Origin of the sequence: Streptomyces sp. NPDC088766 (assembly GCF_044750845.1) — a bacterium.
In the GTDB taxonomy this organism is placed as follows: domain Bacteria; phylum Actinomycetota; class Actinomycetes; order Streptomycetales; family Streptomycetaceae; genus Streptomyces.
The window spans coordinates 397,548-411,862 of record NZ_JBIVKQ010000001.1 but is presented as its reverse complement, the minus strand read 5'-3'; the positions used below and the strand labels follow the sequence as shown (position 1 = coordinate 411,862).

Below are 14,315 nucleotides of genomic sequence, written 5' to 3'. Positions count from 1 at the left end.
CCGCCGAACTGAGCCTTACCTCACAGGCCCGCCGCGATCGGCAGGTCCTACGCTGGTGGGCGCCGCCAACGGAGGCCGGCCGCGCTGTCTGTCGAGTGAGGAATGGGCGACATGCCTGAGTTCGCGTACACCGATCTGCTCCCCATGGGAGAGGACACCACCCCCTACCGGCTGGTGACCTCCGAGGGTGTCTCCACCTTCGAGGCCGACGGGCGGACGTTCCTCAAGGTGGAGCCGGAGGCGCTGCGCAAGCTCGCCGAGGAGGCCGTCCACGACATCCAGCACTACCTGCGCCCGGCCCACCTCGCGCAGCTCCGCCGCATCATCGACGACCCGGAGGCCTCGGCGAACGACAAGTTCGTCGCCCTGGACCTGCTGAAGAACGCGAACATCGCGGCCGCCGGCGTGCTCCCCATGTGCCAGGACACCGGCACCGCCATCGTCATGGGCAAGCGCGGACAGAACGTGCTCACCGAGGGCGGCGACGAGGAGGCCCTCAGCCGCGGCATCTACGACGCCTACCTCAACCTCAACCTGCGCTACTCGCAGATGGCTCCCCTCACCATGTGGGAGGAGAAGAACACCGGCTCCAACCTGCCGGCCCAGATCGAGCTGTACGCCACCGACGGCGGCGCCTACAAGTTCCTCTTCATGGCGAAGGGCGGCGGCAGCGCCAACAAGTCCTTCCTCTACCAGGAGACGAAGGCCGTCCTGAACGAGGCCTCCATGATGAAGTTCCTGGAGGAGAAGATCCGCTCCCTCGGTACGGCCGCCTGCCCGCCGTACCACCTGGCCATCGTGGTCGGCGGCACCTCCGCCGAGTACGCGCTCAAGACCGCCAAGTACGCCTCCGCGCACTACCTGGACGAGATCCCCGCCGAGGGCTCGCCGCTCGGGCACGGCTTCCGGGACAAGGAGCTGGAGGAGAAGGTCTTCGAGCTGACGCAGAAGATCGGGATCGGCGCGCAGTTCGGGGGCAAGTACTTCTGCCACGATGTGCGGGTCGTGCGGCTTCCGCGGCACGGGGCCTCGTGCCCCGTCGCGATCGCCGTGTCGTGCTCCGCCGACCGGCAGGCCGTCGCGAAGATCACCGCCGAGGGCGTCTTCCTGGAGCAGCTCGAGACGGACCCGGCGCGGTTCCTGCCGGACACGACGGACGAACACCTCGAGTCCGACGGCGACGTCGTGCGCATCGACCTCAACCAGCCGATGGACGACATCCTCGCCGAGCTGACGAAGTACCCCGTGAAGACCCGGCTGTCCCTGTCCGGGCCGCTCGTCGTGGCCCGCGACATCGCGCACGCCAAGATCAAGGAACGCCTCGACGCCGGCGAGGAGATGCCGCAGTACCTGAAGGACCACCCGGTGTACTACGCCGGTCCGGCCAAGACGCCCGAGGGCTACGCGTCCGGCTCCTTCGGCCCGACGACGGCCGGCCGCATGGACTCCTACGTCGAGCAGTTCCAGGCCGCCGGCGGCTCCAGGGTCATGCTCGCCAAGGGCAACCGCAGCAAGCAGGTCACCGACGCGTGCGGCACCCACGGCGGCTTCTACCTCGGCTCCATCGGCGGCCCGGCCGCCCGGCTCGCCCAGGACTGCATCAAGAAGGTCGAGGTCGTCGAGTACGAGGAACTCGGCATGGAGGCGGTCTGGAAGATCGAGGTCGAGGACTTCCCGGCGTTCATCGTGGTGGACGACAAGGGCAACGACTTCTTCCAGGATCCGGCTCCGGCGCCGACGTTCACGAGCATTCCGGTGCGGGGGCCGGGGCTGGCGTAGGGCCACAGGGGGTGGTGGGGGTGTTTTCGCCCCCGCCGCCCCTTCCCGGCCCGTCCCCCGGGGCTGCCGCCCCCGGACCCCCGCTGCCGGCCCCGGACGGACCTCGTCCTCGGACGCCGGACGGGCCGGCGTGTCCCGCCGCCCGGAACAACCGGGGCCGGCCCCACGCTGTACCCCGTATGACCGAATACCGCATCGAGCACGACTCCATGGGCGAAGTCCGCGTCCCGGCGGACGCCAAGTGGCGGGCCCAGACCCAGCGGGCCGTCGAGAACTTCCCCGTCTCGGGGCAGCGCATCGAGCGCGCCCACATCGAGGCGCTGGCCCGGATCAAGGGTGCCGCCGCGAAGGTGAACGCCGAGTTGGGCGTGCTCGACGAGGAGATCGCCCGGGCGATCCAGGAGGCGGCCGCCGAGGTGGCCGAGGGGCGGTGGGACGCGCACTTCCCGGTGGACGTGTTCCAGACGGGTTCCGGGACGTCGTCGAACATGAACACCAACGAGGTCGTCGCCACCCTGGCGACCGAGCGGCTCGGCCGGGACGTCCACCCGAACGACCACGTGAACGCCTCTCAGTCGTCCAACGACGTCTTCCCGTCGTCGATCCACATCGCCGCCACCGCCGCCGTCACCCACGACCTCATCCCCGCCCTGGAGCAACTGGCCGGCTCCCTGGAGCGCAAGGCGGAGGAGTTCTCCGACGTGGTGAAGTCGGGGCGCACCCACCTCATGGACGCCACGCCCGTGACCCTGGGGCAGGAGTTCGGCGGGTACGCCGCGCAGGTGCGGTACGGCGTCGAGCGGCTGACGGCCTCCCTCCCCCGGCTCGCCGAACTGCCGCTGGGCGGCACGGCGGTGGGGACGGGCATCAACACGCCGCCCGGTTTCTCCGCGGCCGTCATCGAGGAGGTCGCCCGGGTCACCGGGCTGCCGCTGACGGAGGCGCGCGACCACTTCGAGGCGCAGGGCGCGCGCGACGGCATCGTGGAGACCAGCGGGCAGCTCCGGACGATCGCCGTGGGACTGACGAAGATCGCCAACGATCTGCGGTGGATGGCTTCGGGGCCGCGGACCGGGCTGGCGGAGATCTCGCTGCCCGATCTTCAGCCGGGGTCCTCGATCATGCCGGGCAAGGTCAACCCGGTGATCCCGGAGGCGGTGCTGATGGTCGCCGCGCAGGTCGTCGGGAACGACGCCACCGTGGCGACGGCGGGCGCGGCCGGCAACTTCGAGCTGAACGTGATGCTGCCGGTCATCGCCAAGAACGTGCTGGAGTCGGTCCGGCTGCTCGCCAACGTGTCGCGGCTGCTCGCCGACCGGACCGTGGACGGGATCGTCGCCCACCGTGAACGCGCCCGCGAGTACGCCGAGTCGTCGCCGTCCGTCGTCACCCCGCTGAACAAGTACATCGGGTACGAGGAGGCCGCGAAGGTCGCCAAGAAGGCGCTGGCGGAGCGTCGGACGATCCGCGAGACGGTGCTGGAGGGCGGGTACGTGGAGCGCGGCGACCTCACGCTCCAGCAGCTCGACGAGGCGCTCGATGTCCTGCGGATGACACGGCCGTAACCTTTGGCGGCCCGCGCGAGAACCGTGACGCGTACCGCAGCGTCGTATGCCCATGGCACCTAATATCTGTGCATGGCAGACGGCGGAGCGGTGAGGCGCGTGGGAACGGGTGGGGCGGCGGGCTTCTGGCGGCCCGGGGACCAGATCCTGTGGCGGTACCGGGAGAACGGCGGTGCGGGGGTCCACATCGCCCGCCCCGTCACCGTGGTCCGGGACGACGAGGAGCTGCTCGCCGTGTGGCTGGCCCCCGGCACCCAGTGCGTCAGACCCGTGCTCGCCGACGGCACTCCTCCGCACCAGGAGCCGCTGCGCACGCGCTACACCAAGCCGCGGACGGTGGTGCCGGGCCGCTGGTTCGGCACCGGTGTGCTGAAGCTGGCCCGGCCCGGTGAGCCCTGGTCGGTGTGGCTGTTCTGGGAGCCGGGCTGGCGGTTCAAGAACTGGTACGTCAACTTCGAGGAGCCGCTGGTGCGTTGGGGCGGCGGGGTGGACTCCGAGGACCATTTCCTGGACCTGTGCGTGTATCCCGACCGCTCCTGGGACTGGCGCGACGAGGACGAGTTCGCGCAGGCTCAGCAGGACGGGCTGATGGACGTGTCGGTGGCCGAGCGGGTCCGGGAGGCCGGCCGGTCGGCGGTGGAGGTGATCCGTGCCTGGGGCGCACCGTTCGCCGACGGCTGGGAGGACTGGCGCCCGGATCCGTCCTGGGGCGTGCCGTCGCTGCCGCAGGACTGGCACCGAACACCTGCGCGCCTGTCCACGTGAGACCCTTGATGTGCCCCCGGGCGGCAAACGTAGGATCGTCCTCCGCAAGGGCGCTCCCACCGTAACTCCCGGAGCGGGTGCCAGGTCTGACCGAACGTCACCGAGGGGCGGCAGGACGTGAGCGAGGGGTACGAGGGCAGTACCGGCAGGGGCCGCGGTGGGCCCACCGGTGGCACAGGAACAGCCTCTGACCACGCGGGAAATCCGTTCCGGGGACACGTATTCCGGGTATCGGATTCTCTGCGGGACCGACTGCACGCGCGGCGCGCAGCCCCGGACGGACGGATTCGACACGCGTGACGGAGCAGCCCACCTCCTACGAACGCCCTCAGGGCGTGGACCCCACGGACGACCGCGGGGCGCTTCTGCGTGCCCAGGAGCCCGCGCCCGGCGCCGCCGCCTTACCGGCCGCCGCCCAGGGCCGTACCGACGGCGTGCCGGGCGCCACCGCGCCGGGCGGCCCGGCGCTCTGCCCCCAGGGGAAGGAGCAGGCCGTTTCCGACGCCGAGCACTCACAGCCTGCGGCCGCCGAGCCGGACGCGCACCGGCCGCGCCCCGCGCCCGAGGCCGTACCGCTCCAGCCGGGCGCCGAGACGCGCCCGGACGGCCGGGAGCGTCGTACCGGGCAGGCGCCCACGGCCGGCCGGCAGCCCACGCCGATGCGGCGGGACGGCGACCGGCTGCGCTTCGTGGGTGCGGCGACCCGGCGGATCGCCCGCGGTCTGGACCTGGACGAGATCGTGATGGGGCTGTGCCGGGCCACCGTGCCGACCTTCTCCGACGCGATCCTGGTCTATCTGCGCGATCCGCTGCCGGTCGGCGACGAGCGGCCGGTCGCGGACCGGGTCGTGCTGCGGCTGCGGCGCACCGACCGGATCCCCGAGGAGCGCGAGCCCGAGCCCGGGTTCGCGCAGCTCGGTCTGCCGCCTCCCGAGGCGCCGGAGCTGTCCGAGCTGTCGGCGGCGATCGCGGAACTGTGCGAGGTGCGTCCGGGCGGGGCCCTCGCGGAGGTGCTGCGGGGGGTGCGTCCGGTGTTCGCGGACACCCCGGCGGCCACCGCCGCGTTGCCCGAACTCCTGGGTCCGGAGAGCAGGTTGGACATTCCGGGCGACCGGCGGGCGATCCTCGCGCCGCTGCGGGGACGGCGCCGGGTGATCGGCGCCGCGGTCTTCATCCGCCGTCCCGAACGCATCCCGTTCGACACGGACGACCTGCTGGTGGCGGCGCAGCTCGCCACGCACAGCGCCCTGGGCATCGACAAGGCGGTGCTGTACGACCGGGAGGCGTACATCGCCGACGAGCTCCAGCGCACGATGCTGCCGGAGACCCTGCCGCGGCCCACGGGCGTGCGGCTGGCCTCCCGCTATCTGCCGGCGGCGGAGACCGCGCGGGTGGGCGGCGACTGGTACGACGCGATCCCGCTGCCGGGCAGCCGGGTCGCGCTGGTGGTCGGTGACGTCATGGGGCACTCCATGACCAGCGCCGCCATCATGGGCCAGCTCCGCACGACGGCCCAGACGCTGGCCGGGCTGGACCTGCCCCCGCAGGAGGTCCTGCACCACCTGGACGAGCAGGCCCAGCGCCTGGGCACCGACCGCATGGCGACCTGCCTCTACGCCGTCTACGACCCGGTGGCGCACCGCATCACCATCGCCAACGCCGGCCATCCCCCGCCCATCCTGCTGCACCTGGGCGGCCGGGCCGAGGTGCTGCGGGTGCCGCCGGGCGCCCCGATCGGGGTGGGCGGCGTCGACTTCGAGGCCGTCGAGCTGGACGCGCCCGCCGGTGCCACCCTGCTGCTGTACACGGACGGTCTGGTGGAGTCCCGGCTGCGGGACGTGGCGACCGGCATAGAGCAGTTGCGCGAGAAGCTCGCCGCGACCGCGCAGCTGACCGGTCCCGACCATCCGCCGCCGCTGGAGGCCCTGTGCGACGAGGTCCTCGACATGCTCGGTCCGGGCGACCGGGACGACGACATCGCGCTGCTCGCCGCCCGCTTCGACGGGATCGCGCCCAGTGATGTCGCGTACTGGTTCCTGGAGCCGGAGGACGCGGCTCCGGGGCGGGCCCGGCGCCTCGCCCGGGGGGCGCTGTCGCGCTGGGGCATGGAGGAGATGACGGACTCCGTCGAGCTGCTGGTGAGCGAGGTGGTCACCAACGCGGTGCGGTACGCCACCCGGCCGGTGTCGCTGCGGCTGCTGCGCACCGACGTGCTGCGCTGCGAGGTCGGCGACGACGTGCCGCAGCTGCCGCGGCTGCGGCAGGCCCGTGCCACCGACGAGGGCGGCCGCGGGCTGTACCTGGTGAACCGGCTGGCCCGGCGGTGGGGGGCGACCCGGCTGAGCACCGGGAAGGTGGTCTGGTTCGAGTTGAACCAGGGCTCGTAGGCCGCGCCGTCCCGGTGGCAGGACGGCGGGCAGCGGTAGGACGCGGAGGGGCGCCCGGCATGATGCCGGGCGCCCCTGCCTCGTGCTGTCGTCCTCCGCTGCCGACTGCTACTGACTGCCGAACTGGGGATCCAGCGGGTTCTGGGGTTCGCCGGTCGTCGGCGCCCCCGTGGTCGGTGTCTGCGACGGTTCCTGCGTGGTCGGTGTCTGCGACGGTTCCTGCGTGGTGGGCGTCTGCGACGGCTCCTGCGTCTTCGACGGCTCGCTCGACGAGGGCGCCGTGCTCGGCGTCTTTGACGGCTCCTGCGACGGCGACTGCGAGGGGCTCGTCGTGACGGTCGGCTGGACCGCCGCGCCCTGGTCGGTCTCCAGGTCGAACCGGCTGACCTTGCTCGAGACGCCGAAGGTGTACGCCGCCCAGATCTGCGCCGGGTAGCCGCCGCCGTTGACGCGGCCCTTGCCGGGGAGCAGGCCGGTCGCCCCGGTCATGGTGACCTGGGGGTGCGGCGGCTTGGCGGACTCGCCGAACAGGCCGACCGAGGTGACCAGGTCGGGCGTGTAGCCGGTGAACCAGGCCGACTTGTTGTCGTCGGAGGTGCCCGTCTTGCCCGCGACCTTCTGGCCGTTGCGCAGGGGGTTGTCCCGCACGGACTTCTGGGCCGTGCCGTCGTCGACCACGCCGGTGAGCACCGAGGTGACCGTGTCGGCGGCCTCGCGGCTGACGACTTGGTCGCCGATCGGGTCGGCCGGCTCCACCGCGTGGGCGCTGCTCTCCGCCGACTTGATGAGCGTCGGGGTGACCTTCTTGCCGTGGTTGTCGAGGGTCGCGTAGACGCCGGCCATCTGCAGCGGGCTCGCGCCCATGGTGCCGAGGGTCTGCGCGGGCACGGCCTTCAGGTCCGCGGTGTCCATGCCGAGGTCGGAGGCGGTCCTGAGGACCTTGTCCATGCCGACGTCGACGCCCATCTGGGCGAAGACGGAGTTGACGGACTTGTTCATCGCCGTCTGGACGGTGACGTCCCCGTAGTCGACGTCGTCCTCGTTCTCCGGGGCGAAGCCGATGTCGCTGCCGACGACGGGGCGCTTGCTGGTGCCGTCGTAGACCGTGTTCACGCTGATCTTCTGGTCGTCCTGGGTCACCGCGCCCTGGTCCAGGGCGGCGGCCAGGATCACCGGTTTGAAGGTGGAGGCGGGCTGGTAGTCGGTGCGGGTGGCGTTGTTCGTGTAGTGCTTGACGTAGTCCACACCGCCGTACATCGCCACGACCGCGCCCGTCTTCGGGTTCACCGAGACGGCGCCGGCCTGGATGTCGCCGTCGACCGGGCGCTTCTTCGCGTCCAGTTTGCCGGTCAGCTGTTCCTTGACGGACTTCTCCAGCGCCTTCTGCTTCTTCTTCTCGATGTTGAGGGTGATGTTCCAGCCGCCGGCGCCGACCATCGCCTCGGCCTCCTGGCTGCTGTCGGCGACGCCCTGGGCGACGAGCTGCTTCTCCAGCTCGCTGTTGGCCGCCTTCACCAGGTAGCCGACCTGGCCCTCCTGGCCGGGGACGGCCTTGGGCTCCTCGGGGACCGGGAACTCCATGGCGTCGCGCTCGGCCTTGTCGAGCCAGTCCTCCTCGACCATGTTGTCCAGGACGTAGTTCCAGCGCTGTTTGACCAGCTTCTTGCCGGTGTCGCTCGCGGAGGACCAGTCGTACTGGCTGGGGGCCTGGAGCAGGGCTGCGAGGTAGGCGCCCTGGGGGACGGTGAGCTTGTCGGCGTCGACGCGGTAGTAGGCCTGGGCGGCGGCCTGGATGCCGTAGGCGCCGCGGCCGTAGTAGCTGGTGTTGATGTAGCCGGCCAGGATGTAGTCCTTGGACTCCTCCCGGTCCAGCTTGAGGGAGATGACCAGTTCCTTCAGCTTGCGGGTGACCGTCTGTTCCTGGGTCAGGTAGTAGTTCTTGACGTACTGCTGCGTGATCGTCGAACCGCCCTGGGCGCCCTTGCCCATGACCGTGTTGAGGACGCCGCGCGCGGTGCCCTTCAGGTCGACGCCGGCGTCGTCGTAGAAGCTCTTGTTCTCGGCGGCGACGAAGGCGTGCTGGACCTCCTTGGGGACCTCCGCGAGGTCGACGTTCTCCCGGTTGACGTCGCCGTCGCGGGTGAGCAGGGTGCCGTCGCTGTACTTGTAGATGTTGCTCTGGAGCTTGGCGGCGGCGTTGCCGGCCGGAATCGGCGTCGTCATGTACAGGACGATGAAGGCTCCGACGACGAGCACGCAGAAGCCCAGGAAGCCGCCGAGCATCTTCTTCCAGGTGAACAGGCGGCGTATGCGGCCCTTGCCGCCCTCGGCCCCCTTGCCGCCCTTCCCCGCGCCGCGGCGGGCCGCCGCGCGCCCGCCGGCCGCGGTGCGCGTCGCGCCCTGCGCCGACGACGCCGACTCGGTGCGCGCCTCGGGGGCCGCCGTCTGCGACGAGCGGTTCCTGGGCGCCGCGCGACGACCACCACGCTGTCGCGCTCGTCTCTCTTCCGCTCGTCCCATGAGTCCGCTCGCTCCGCTTCCTACTCGGTAGTCGCACCAGTGCCCGGAGGCAGGTCAGCTCAGAAAGCTAACACCGCTCTCTGTGACGAACGGGTCTCGATCCGGTCCCGCGGGGGCGTGAGAATCAGCACCCCCCACGGGGGGAACCGGCGCACCGTTCCACCCGAATCGACGTCCGGGAGCGGTCGAGGGTTGCCAACGCCCGTTAAAGTGATATCACTTAGATAGACCGCAGCTCATCCGCGGGCGTCCCCCGGACCACCGGCCCGGCCGCCCGCGAGAAACGGGGGAACCATGCCCACGAACGAGTCCACGCACGAGCCCTCGGCCACCGCCGACGTGCCCGAGATGCCCGCCCCGCGGGTGCGCGAGTTCCCGGCCCGCAGCGTGGGCGGCGGCCTCGCGCTGCTGTCGGGCCTGGTCGGACTGCTGGCCGGCGCCGCCCTGCTCGCCGCCGCCACCACCGTGACCGCGACCGGCGGCAAGGCCGCGCTCATCACCGGCGGCGTCCTCGTCGCACTCGCCGCGTTCCTCGCGATGTGCGGGCTGAACACGGTGGCGCCGGGCGAGGCCCGCGTGGTGCAGCTGTTCGGGCGCTACCGGGGGACCATCCGCGAGGACGGACTGCGCTGGGTGAACCCCTTCACCTCCCGCGAGAAGATCTCGACCCGCGTCCGCAACCACGAGACCGCCGTCCTCAAGGTCAACGACGCCTACGGCAACCCCATCGAGCTGGCCGCGGTCGTCGTGTGGAAGGTGCAGGACACCGCGCAGGCCTCCTTCGAGGTGGACGACTTCGTGGAGTTCGTCTCCACCCAGACCGAGGCCGCGGTCCGGCACATAGCCATCGAGTACCCCTACGACGCCCACGACGAGGACGGGCTCTCACTGCGCGGCAACGCCGAGGAGATCACCGAGAAGCTCGCCGTCGAGCTGCACGCGCGCGTGGCGGCCGCCGGTGTGCGGATCATCGAGTCCCGCTTCACGCACCTCGCCTACGCTCCGGAGATCGCCTCCGCGATGCTGCAGCGGCAGCAGGCCGGCGCGGTGGTCGCGGCGCGGCGCGAGATCGTGGACGGCGCGGTCGGCATGGTGGAGGCGGCGCTGGGCCGGATCGCCGAGCAGGGCATCGTGGAACTGGACGAGGAACGGAAGGCGGCGATGGTGTCCAACCTGATGGTGGTGCTGTGCGGGGACCGGGCACCGCAGCCGGTACTGAACGCGGGGACGCTCTACCAGTGACCCCGCCCGAAGAGGGGGCCGCCCCTCGGCGTCGGCCGCAGCAGCGCAAGCAGGTGCTGCTGCGGCTCGATCCGCTGGTGTACGACGCGCTGGCCCGGTGGGCCTCCGACGAACTGCGGTCGGCGAACGCGCAGATCGAGTTCCTGTTGCGGAGGGCGCTGAAGGAGGCGGGCAGGCTGCCCGGGGAGGCCGGCCCCCTGCCCCGCCGGGGGCGGCCTCCCGGCCCTCCCGGCGGCTCCGCACCGGGGCCCCCGCCGACCTGACCGCCCGGCCCCCCGCGGCGTCCGGCCGCCACGTCCGGCTGCCACGTCCGGCCGCCGCGCACCGGACGGCCGTTGTGGCGAACCTGTGACAATCAGCCCCCACCTGCGCCGCCGTACAGCCAGCCGCCCTCTCCGCACTCCGCGTATACACACCGCGTATACACCGTGTGTACAGTCCTCCTCATGTCCATCGGTCACACACTCCTGGGACTCCTGGAGTCCGGGCCCCGCCACGGTTACGACCTCAAGCGGGCCTTCGACGAGAAGTTCGGTCACGACCGGCCGCTGCACTACGGCCAGGTCTATTCGACGATGTCCCGGCTGTTGAAGAACGGCCTGGTCGAGGTAGACGGCATCGAGGCCGGCGGCGGCCCGGAGCGCAAGCGGTACGCCATCACCGACGCCGGGATCACCGACGTCGCCCGCTGGCTCGCCACGCCCGAGAAGCCGGAGCCGTACCTCCAGTCGACGCTCTACACCAAGGTCGTCCTCGCGCTGCTCACGCACCGCGACGCGGCCGACATCCTGGACACGCAGCGCTCCGAGCACCTGCGCAGCATGCGCATCCTCACCGACCGCAAGCGCCGGGGCGACCTCGCCGACCAGCTGATCTGCGACCACGCCCTGTTCCACCTGGAGGCCGACCTGCGCTGGCTCGAGCTGACCGCCGCCCGTCTGGACCGGCTGCGAGAGGCGGTGACCGCGTGAGCGCCCCCGCCGGTTCGCTGCTCGCCGCGGAGAACCTCCGCAAGGCCTACGGTCCGACGCTCGCGCTGGACGGCGCCGAGTTCTCCATCCACCCCGGCGAGGTCGTCGCCGTCATGGGCCCCTCCGGGTCCGGCAAGTCCACGCTGCTGCACTGCCTCGCCGGGATCGTGACGCCCGACTCCGGCTCGATCACCTACGACGGGCAGGAGCTGGCGACGATGAGCGACGCCCGGCGCAGTGCGCTGCGCCGCTCGGAGTTCGGGTTCGTGTTCCAGTTCGGGCAGCTCGTGCCGGAGCTGACCTGCGTGGAGAACGTGGCGCTGCCGCTCAGGCTGAACGGCGCCCCGCGCAAGCAGGCCGAGCGGGCCGCCCTGGCGTGGATGGAGCGGCTGGAGGTCGACGACCTGAAGGGCAAGCGGCCCGGCGAGGTGTCCGGCGGGCAGGGGCAGCGGGTGGCCGTGGCGCGCTCGCTCGTCACCGACCCCCGGGTGCTGTTCGCCGACGAGCCGACCGGCGCGCTGGACTCCCTCAACGGCGAACGCGTGATGGAGCTGCTGACCGAGGCCGCCCGGTCGGCCAACGCGGCCGTCGTCCTCGTCACGCACGAGGCCCGGGTGGCCGCCTACTCCGACCGCGAGATCGTCGTACGGGACGGGAAGTCGCGGGACATGGAGCGCGTCGTATGAACCTGCGCCAGTGGGGCCGTGATCTGGCCCTGGGGGTCCGGTTCGCCTTCGCCGGCGGCCGGGAGGGCTGGATCCGGGCCGTGCTGACGGCCGTGGGCGTCGGGCTCGGCGTCGCCGTCCTGCTGCTGACGACGGCGGTGCCGAACGCCCTCGCGGCGCGCCACGCGCGTGAGGACGCCCGGCTCGACTGGCCGTTCGGGGCGAGCCAGCCGGCCAGGGCCGACGACACCCTGCTGATCGCCGACTCCGACACGACGTTCCGCGACAAGGACGTACGCGGCCGGCTGGTGGAACCGGAAGGGGCGCGGGCTCCCCTGCCGCCCGGTGTGAGCCGGTTCCCGGCGAGGGGCGACATGGTGGTCTCGCCCGCGCTGAGGAAGCTGCTCGCCTCCGACGGTTCGGCGTTGCTGCGGGAGCGGCTGCCGTACCGGATCGTCGGGACGATCGGGGAGGCCGGGCTGATCGGCTCCCGGGAACTCGCTTACTACGCGGGCGCCTCCGGGCTCGCCGCGCACCTCGACGACGGGGTGGGGGCGATCAGGCTGAAGGGGTTCGGGAACCCGCAGCCGACGAAGGAGGAGACCGACCCGGTGCTGCTCCTGCTCGTCCTCGTCGTCATCGTGGTGCTGCTCATGCCGGTGGCCGTGTTCATCGCCGCGGCCGTGCGGTTCGGCGGCGAGCGGCGCGACCGCAGGCTCGCGGCCCTCAGGCTGATCGGCAGCGACGGGCGGATGACGCGGCGCATCGCGGCGGGCGAGGCGATGGCCGGCTCGCTGCTGGGCCTGGTCCTCGGCACGGTCTTCTTCCTGATCGGCCGCCAGGTGGCCGGTTCGGTCGAGGTGATGGGCATCAGCGTGTGGCCCAGCTACCTCGACCCCTCCCCCGCGCTGGCCGCCCTGATCGTGCTGGCGGTGCCGACGGCCGCGGTCCTGGTCACCCTCTTCGCGCTGCGGGGCGTGGTGATCGAACCCCTCGGCGTGGTGCGCACGGCCAGGCCGGCACGGCGACGGCTGTGGTGGCGGCTGCTGATGCCGGTGGCCGGCCTCGCGATGCTCTACCCGATGATCGGACAGGGCCGCGAGAACGGGGACTTCAACCAGTACCTGGTGACCGGCGGTGTCCTGCTCGTCCTCGTCGGGATCACCGCCCTGCTGCCCTGGCTCGTGGAGACGGTCGTGGCCAGGCTCGGCTCGGGCGGCGTCGCCTGGCAACTGGCGGTACGAAGACTGCAGTTGAGCAGCGGTACGGCGGCCCGGATGGTCAACGGCATCGCGGTGGCGGTCGCCGGGGCGATCGCGTTGCAGATGCTGTTCGCGGGCGTGGACGGCGACTACACCGAGGCCACCGGCCAGGACGTCACCCGGGCGCAGATGCAGGTCGCGGTGCCGGACGGCGTCCCGATGGCCGAGACCGCCCGGAAGTTCACCGACACCAAGGGCGTCCGCAAGGTCACGGCCCTGTGGGAGGGCTACCTGGGCGACTCCTCCTGGAACAGCGAGAACGGCCCGAGCCTGAGCGCGGCGCTGACCGTGGGCGACTGCCCGGCCCTGCGCGAGCTGGCGAAGCTTCCTTCGTGCCGGGAGGGGGACGTCTTCGTGGTCGACGGCGTCGAGTACGCCACGGAGGGCCCGCAGCTGAACAGGCCCGGCAAGAAGCTGTACCTCGAGCAGTCCACGTCGGAAGGCAGCCGGGAGACCGTCTGGACCGTCCCCGCGGGCGTCACCACGGCCCGGTCGGTCGAGGGCCTCACCGAGTGGGAGCGGGGAGGCTTCCTGCTGACGCCGAGCGCGCTGCCCGAGGCGGCCCAGGAGCTGGTCAGCGGTCAGCTGTACCTCTCGTTCGACGAGTCCGTGCCCGACGCGTACGACCACGCCCGCAACACGGCGTTCCGGGTGGATCCGATGACCCGCCCGATGAACTGGTACTCCACGAAGCAGGACGAGAAGTTCGCCTCCATCCGCACCGGTCTGCTCGTCGGCTCCGTCTGTGTGCTGGTGCTGATCGGCGCGAGCCTGCTGGTGTCGCAGCTGGAGCAGTTGCGCGAACGCCGCAAGCTGCTGTCCGCGCTGGTCGCCTTCGGCACCCGCCGCCGCACGCTGAGCATGTCGGTGCTGTGGCAGACGGCGCTCCCGGTCGGGCTCGGCCTGCTGCTGGCCTCGGTGGTGGGCATCACGCTGGGCGGGGTGCTGCTGCGGATGACGGGCACGCCGGTGGGCGTCGACTGGTCGAGCGTGCTGGCGATGACCGCCACCGGTGCCGCGGTCGTCCTCGGGGTGACGCTGCTGAGCCTGCCGCCGCTGCTGCGGCTGATGCGGCCGGACGGCCTGCGCACGGAGTGACGCGCGCGGCGTCGAACGGGCCGGGAGCCCTGCCGGAACGGCGGGGCTCCCGGCCCGTTCG

The 14,315-nt window shown here is 71.8% G+C and carries 10 protein-coding genes; 9 read left to right on the top strand and 1 reads right to left on the bottom strand.

What is annotated here, in order from left to right:
* Nucleotides 1-111 precede the first annotated feature (111 nt).
* The 4 genes from ACIP5W_RS01860 to ACIP5W_RS01845 all read left to right on the top strand — a co-directional run bounded on the left by ACIP5W_RS01860 (nt 112) and on the right by ACIP5W_RS01845 (nt 6,496).
* Complete coding sequence (locus tag ACIP5W_RS01860) at nt 112-1,779, top strand: fumarate hydratase (protein ID WP_401465168.1); 1,668 nt, start codon at nt 112-114, stop codon at nt 1,777-1,779.
* Between the two features lie 179 nt (nt 1,780-1,958).
* Nucleotides 1,959-3,344, top strand: a complete 1,386-nt coding sequence (locus ACIP5W_RS01855) for a class II fumarate hydratase (RefSeq protein ID WP_401465165.1) — start codon at nt 1,959-1,961, stop codon at nt 3,342-3,344.
* 72 nt (nt 3,345-3,416) lie between these two features.
* Complete coding sequence (locus ACIP5W_RS01850; protein WP_401465162.1) at nt 3,417-4,109, top strand: DUF402 domain-containing protein; 693 nt, start codon at nt 3,417-3,419, stop codon at nt 4,107-4,109.
* 296 nt (nt 4,110-4,405) lie between these two features.
* Nucleotides 4,406-6,496 (top strand): SpoIIE family protein phosphatase, encoded by a 2,091-nt coding sequence (locus tag ACIP5W_RS01845; RefSeq protein ID WP_401465159.1) that lies wholly within the window; start codon nt 4,406-4,408, stop codon nt 6,494-6,496.
* A 108-nt stretch (nt 6,497-6,604) separates the two neighbouring features.
* On the opposite strand, the gene ACIP5W_RS01840 is transcribed toward ACIP5W_RS01845, so the two are convergent.
* Nucleotides 6,605-9,016: a transglycosylase domain-containing protein gene (locus ACIP5W_RS01840; protein WP_401465156.1), complete on the bottom strand. Its 2,412-nt coding sequence runs from the start codon at nt 9,014-9,016 to the stop codon at nt 6,605-6,607.
* Nucleotides 9,017-9,310: 294 nt separating this feature from the next.
* Here ACIP5W_RS01840 and ACIP5W_RS01835 point away from each other — a divergent pair, with 294 nt between their 5' ends.
* From ACIP5W_RS01835 to ACIP5W_RS01815, 5 genes are all read left to right on the top strand, one after another.
* A complete protein-coding gene (locus tag ACIP5W_RS01835) occupies nt 9,311-10,258 on the top strand; it encodes an SPFH domain-containing protein (RefSeq protein ID WP_401465153.1) in 948 nt (315 codons plus the stop codon).
* On the top strand, nt 10,255-10,521 hold the full coding sequence (locus ACIP5W_RS01830; protein WP_401465150.1) for a hypothetical protein: 267 nt from the start codon (nt 10,255-10,257) through the stop codon (nt 10,519-10,521). The genes ACIP5W_RS01835 and ACIP5W_RS01830 overlap by 4 nt, the downstream gene beginning before the upstream one ends.
* A 183-nt stretch (nt 10,522-10,704) precedes the next feature.
* Nucleotides 10,705-11,229 (top strand): PadR family transcriptional regulator, encoded by a 525-nt coding sequence (locus ACIP5W_RS01825; RefSeq protein ID WP_401465147.1) that lies wholly within the window; start codon nt 10,705-10,707, stop codon nt 11,227-11,229.
* On the top strand, nt 11,226-11,915 hold the full coding sequence (locus ACIP5W_RS01820; RefSeq protein ID WP_401465144.1) for an ABC transporter ATP-binding protein: 690 nt from the start codon (nt 11,226-11,228) through the stop codon (nt 11,913-11,915). Before ACIP5W_RS01825 ends, ACIP5W_RS01820 begins: the two co-directional genes overlap by 4 nt.
* Nucleotides 11,912-14,254, top strand: a complete 2,343-nt coding sequence (locus ACIP5W_RS01815; RefSeq protein ID WP_401465141.1) for an FtsX-like permease family protein — start codon at nt 11,912-11,914, stop codon at nt 14,252-14,254. The genes ACIP5W_RS01820 and ACIP5W_RS01815 overlap by 4 nt, the downstream gene beginning before the upstream one ends.
* Nucleotides 14,255-14,315: the final 61 nt, after the last annotated feature.

What these genes read in the sequence shown, in the direction of transcription:
- ACIP5W_RS01860 (WP_401465168.1), top strand. Translation starts at nt 112, where the DNA reads ATGCCTGAGTTCGCGTACACCGATCTGCTCCCCATGGGAGAGGACACC.
- ACIP5W_RS01855 (WP_401465165.1), top strand. Translation starts at nt 1,959, where the DNA reads ATGACCGAATACCGCATCGAGCACGACTCCATGGGCGAAGTCCGCGTC.
- ACIP5W_RS01850 (WP_401465162.1), top strand. Translation starts at nt 3,417, where the DNA reads ATGGCAGACGGCGGAGCGGTGAGGCGCGTGGGAACGGGTGGGGCGGCG.
- ACIP5W_RS01840 (WP_401465156.1), bottom strand. Translation starts at nt 9,016, where the DNA reads ATGGGACGAGCGGAAGAGAGACGAGCGCGACAGCGTGGTGGTCGTCGC.
- ACIP5W_RS01835 (WP_401465153.1), top strand. Translation starts at nt 9,311, where the DNA reads ATGCCCACGAACGAGTCCACGCACGAGCCCTCGGCCACCGCCGACGTG.
- ACIP5W_RS01825 (WP_401465147.1), top strand. Translation starts at nt 10,705, where the DNA reads ATGTCCATCGGTCACACACTCCTGGGACTCCTGGAGTCCGGGCCCCGC.
- ACIP5W_RS01815 (WP_401465141.1), top strand. Translation starts at nt 11,912, where the DNA reads ATGAACCTGCGCCAGTGGGGCCGTGATCTGGCCCTGGGGGTCCGGTTC.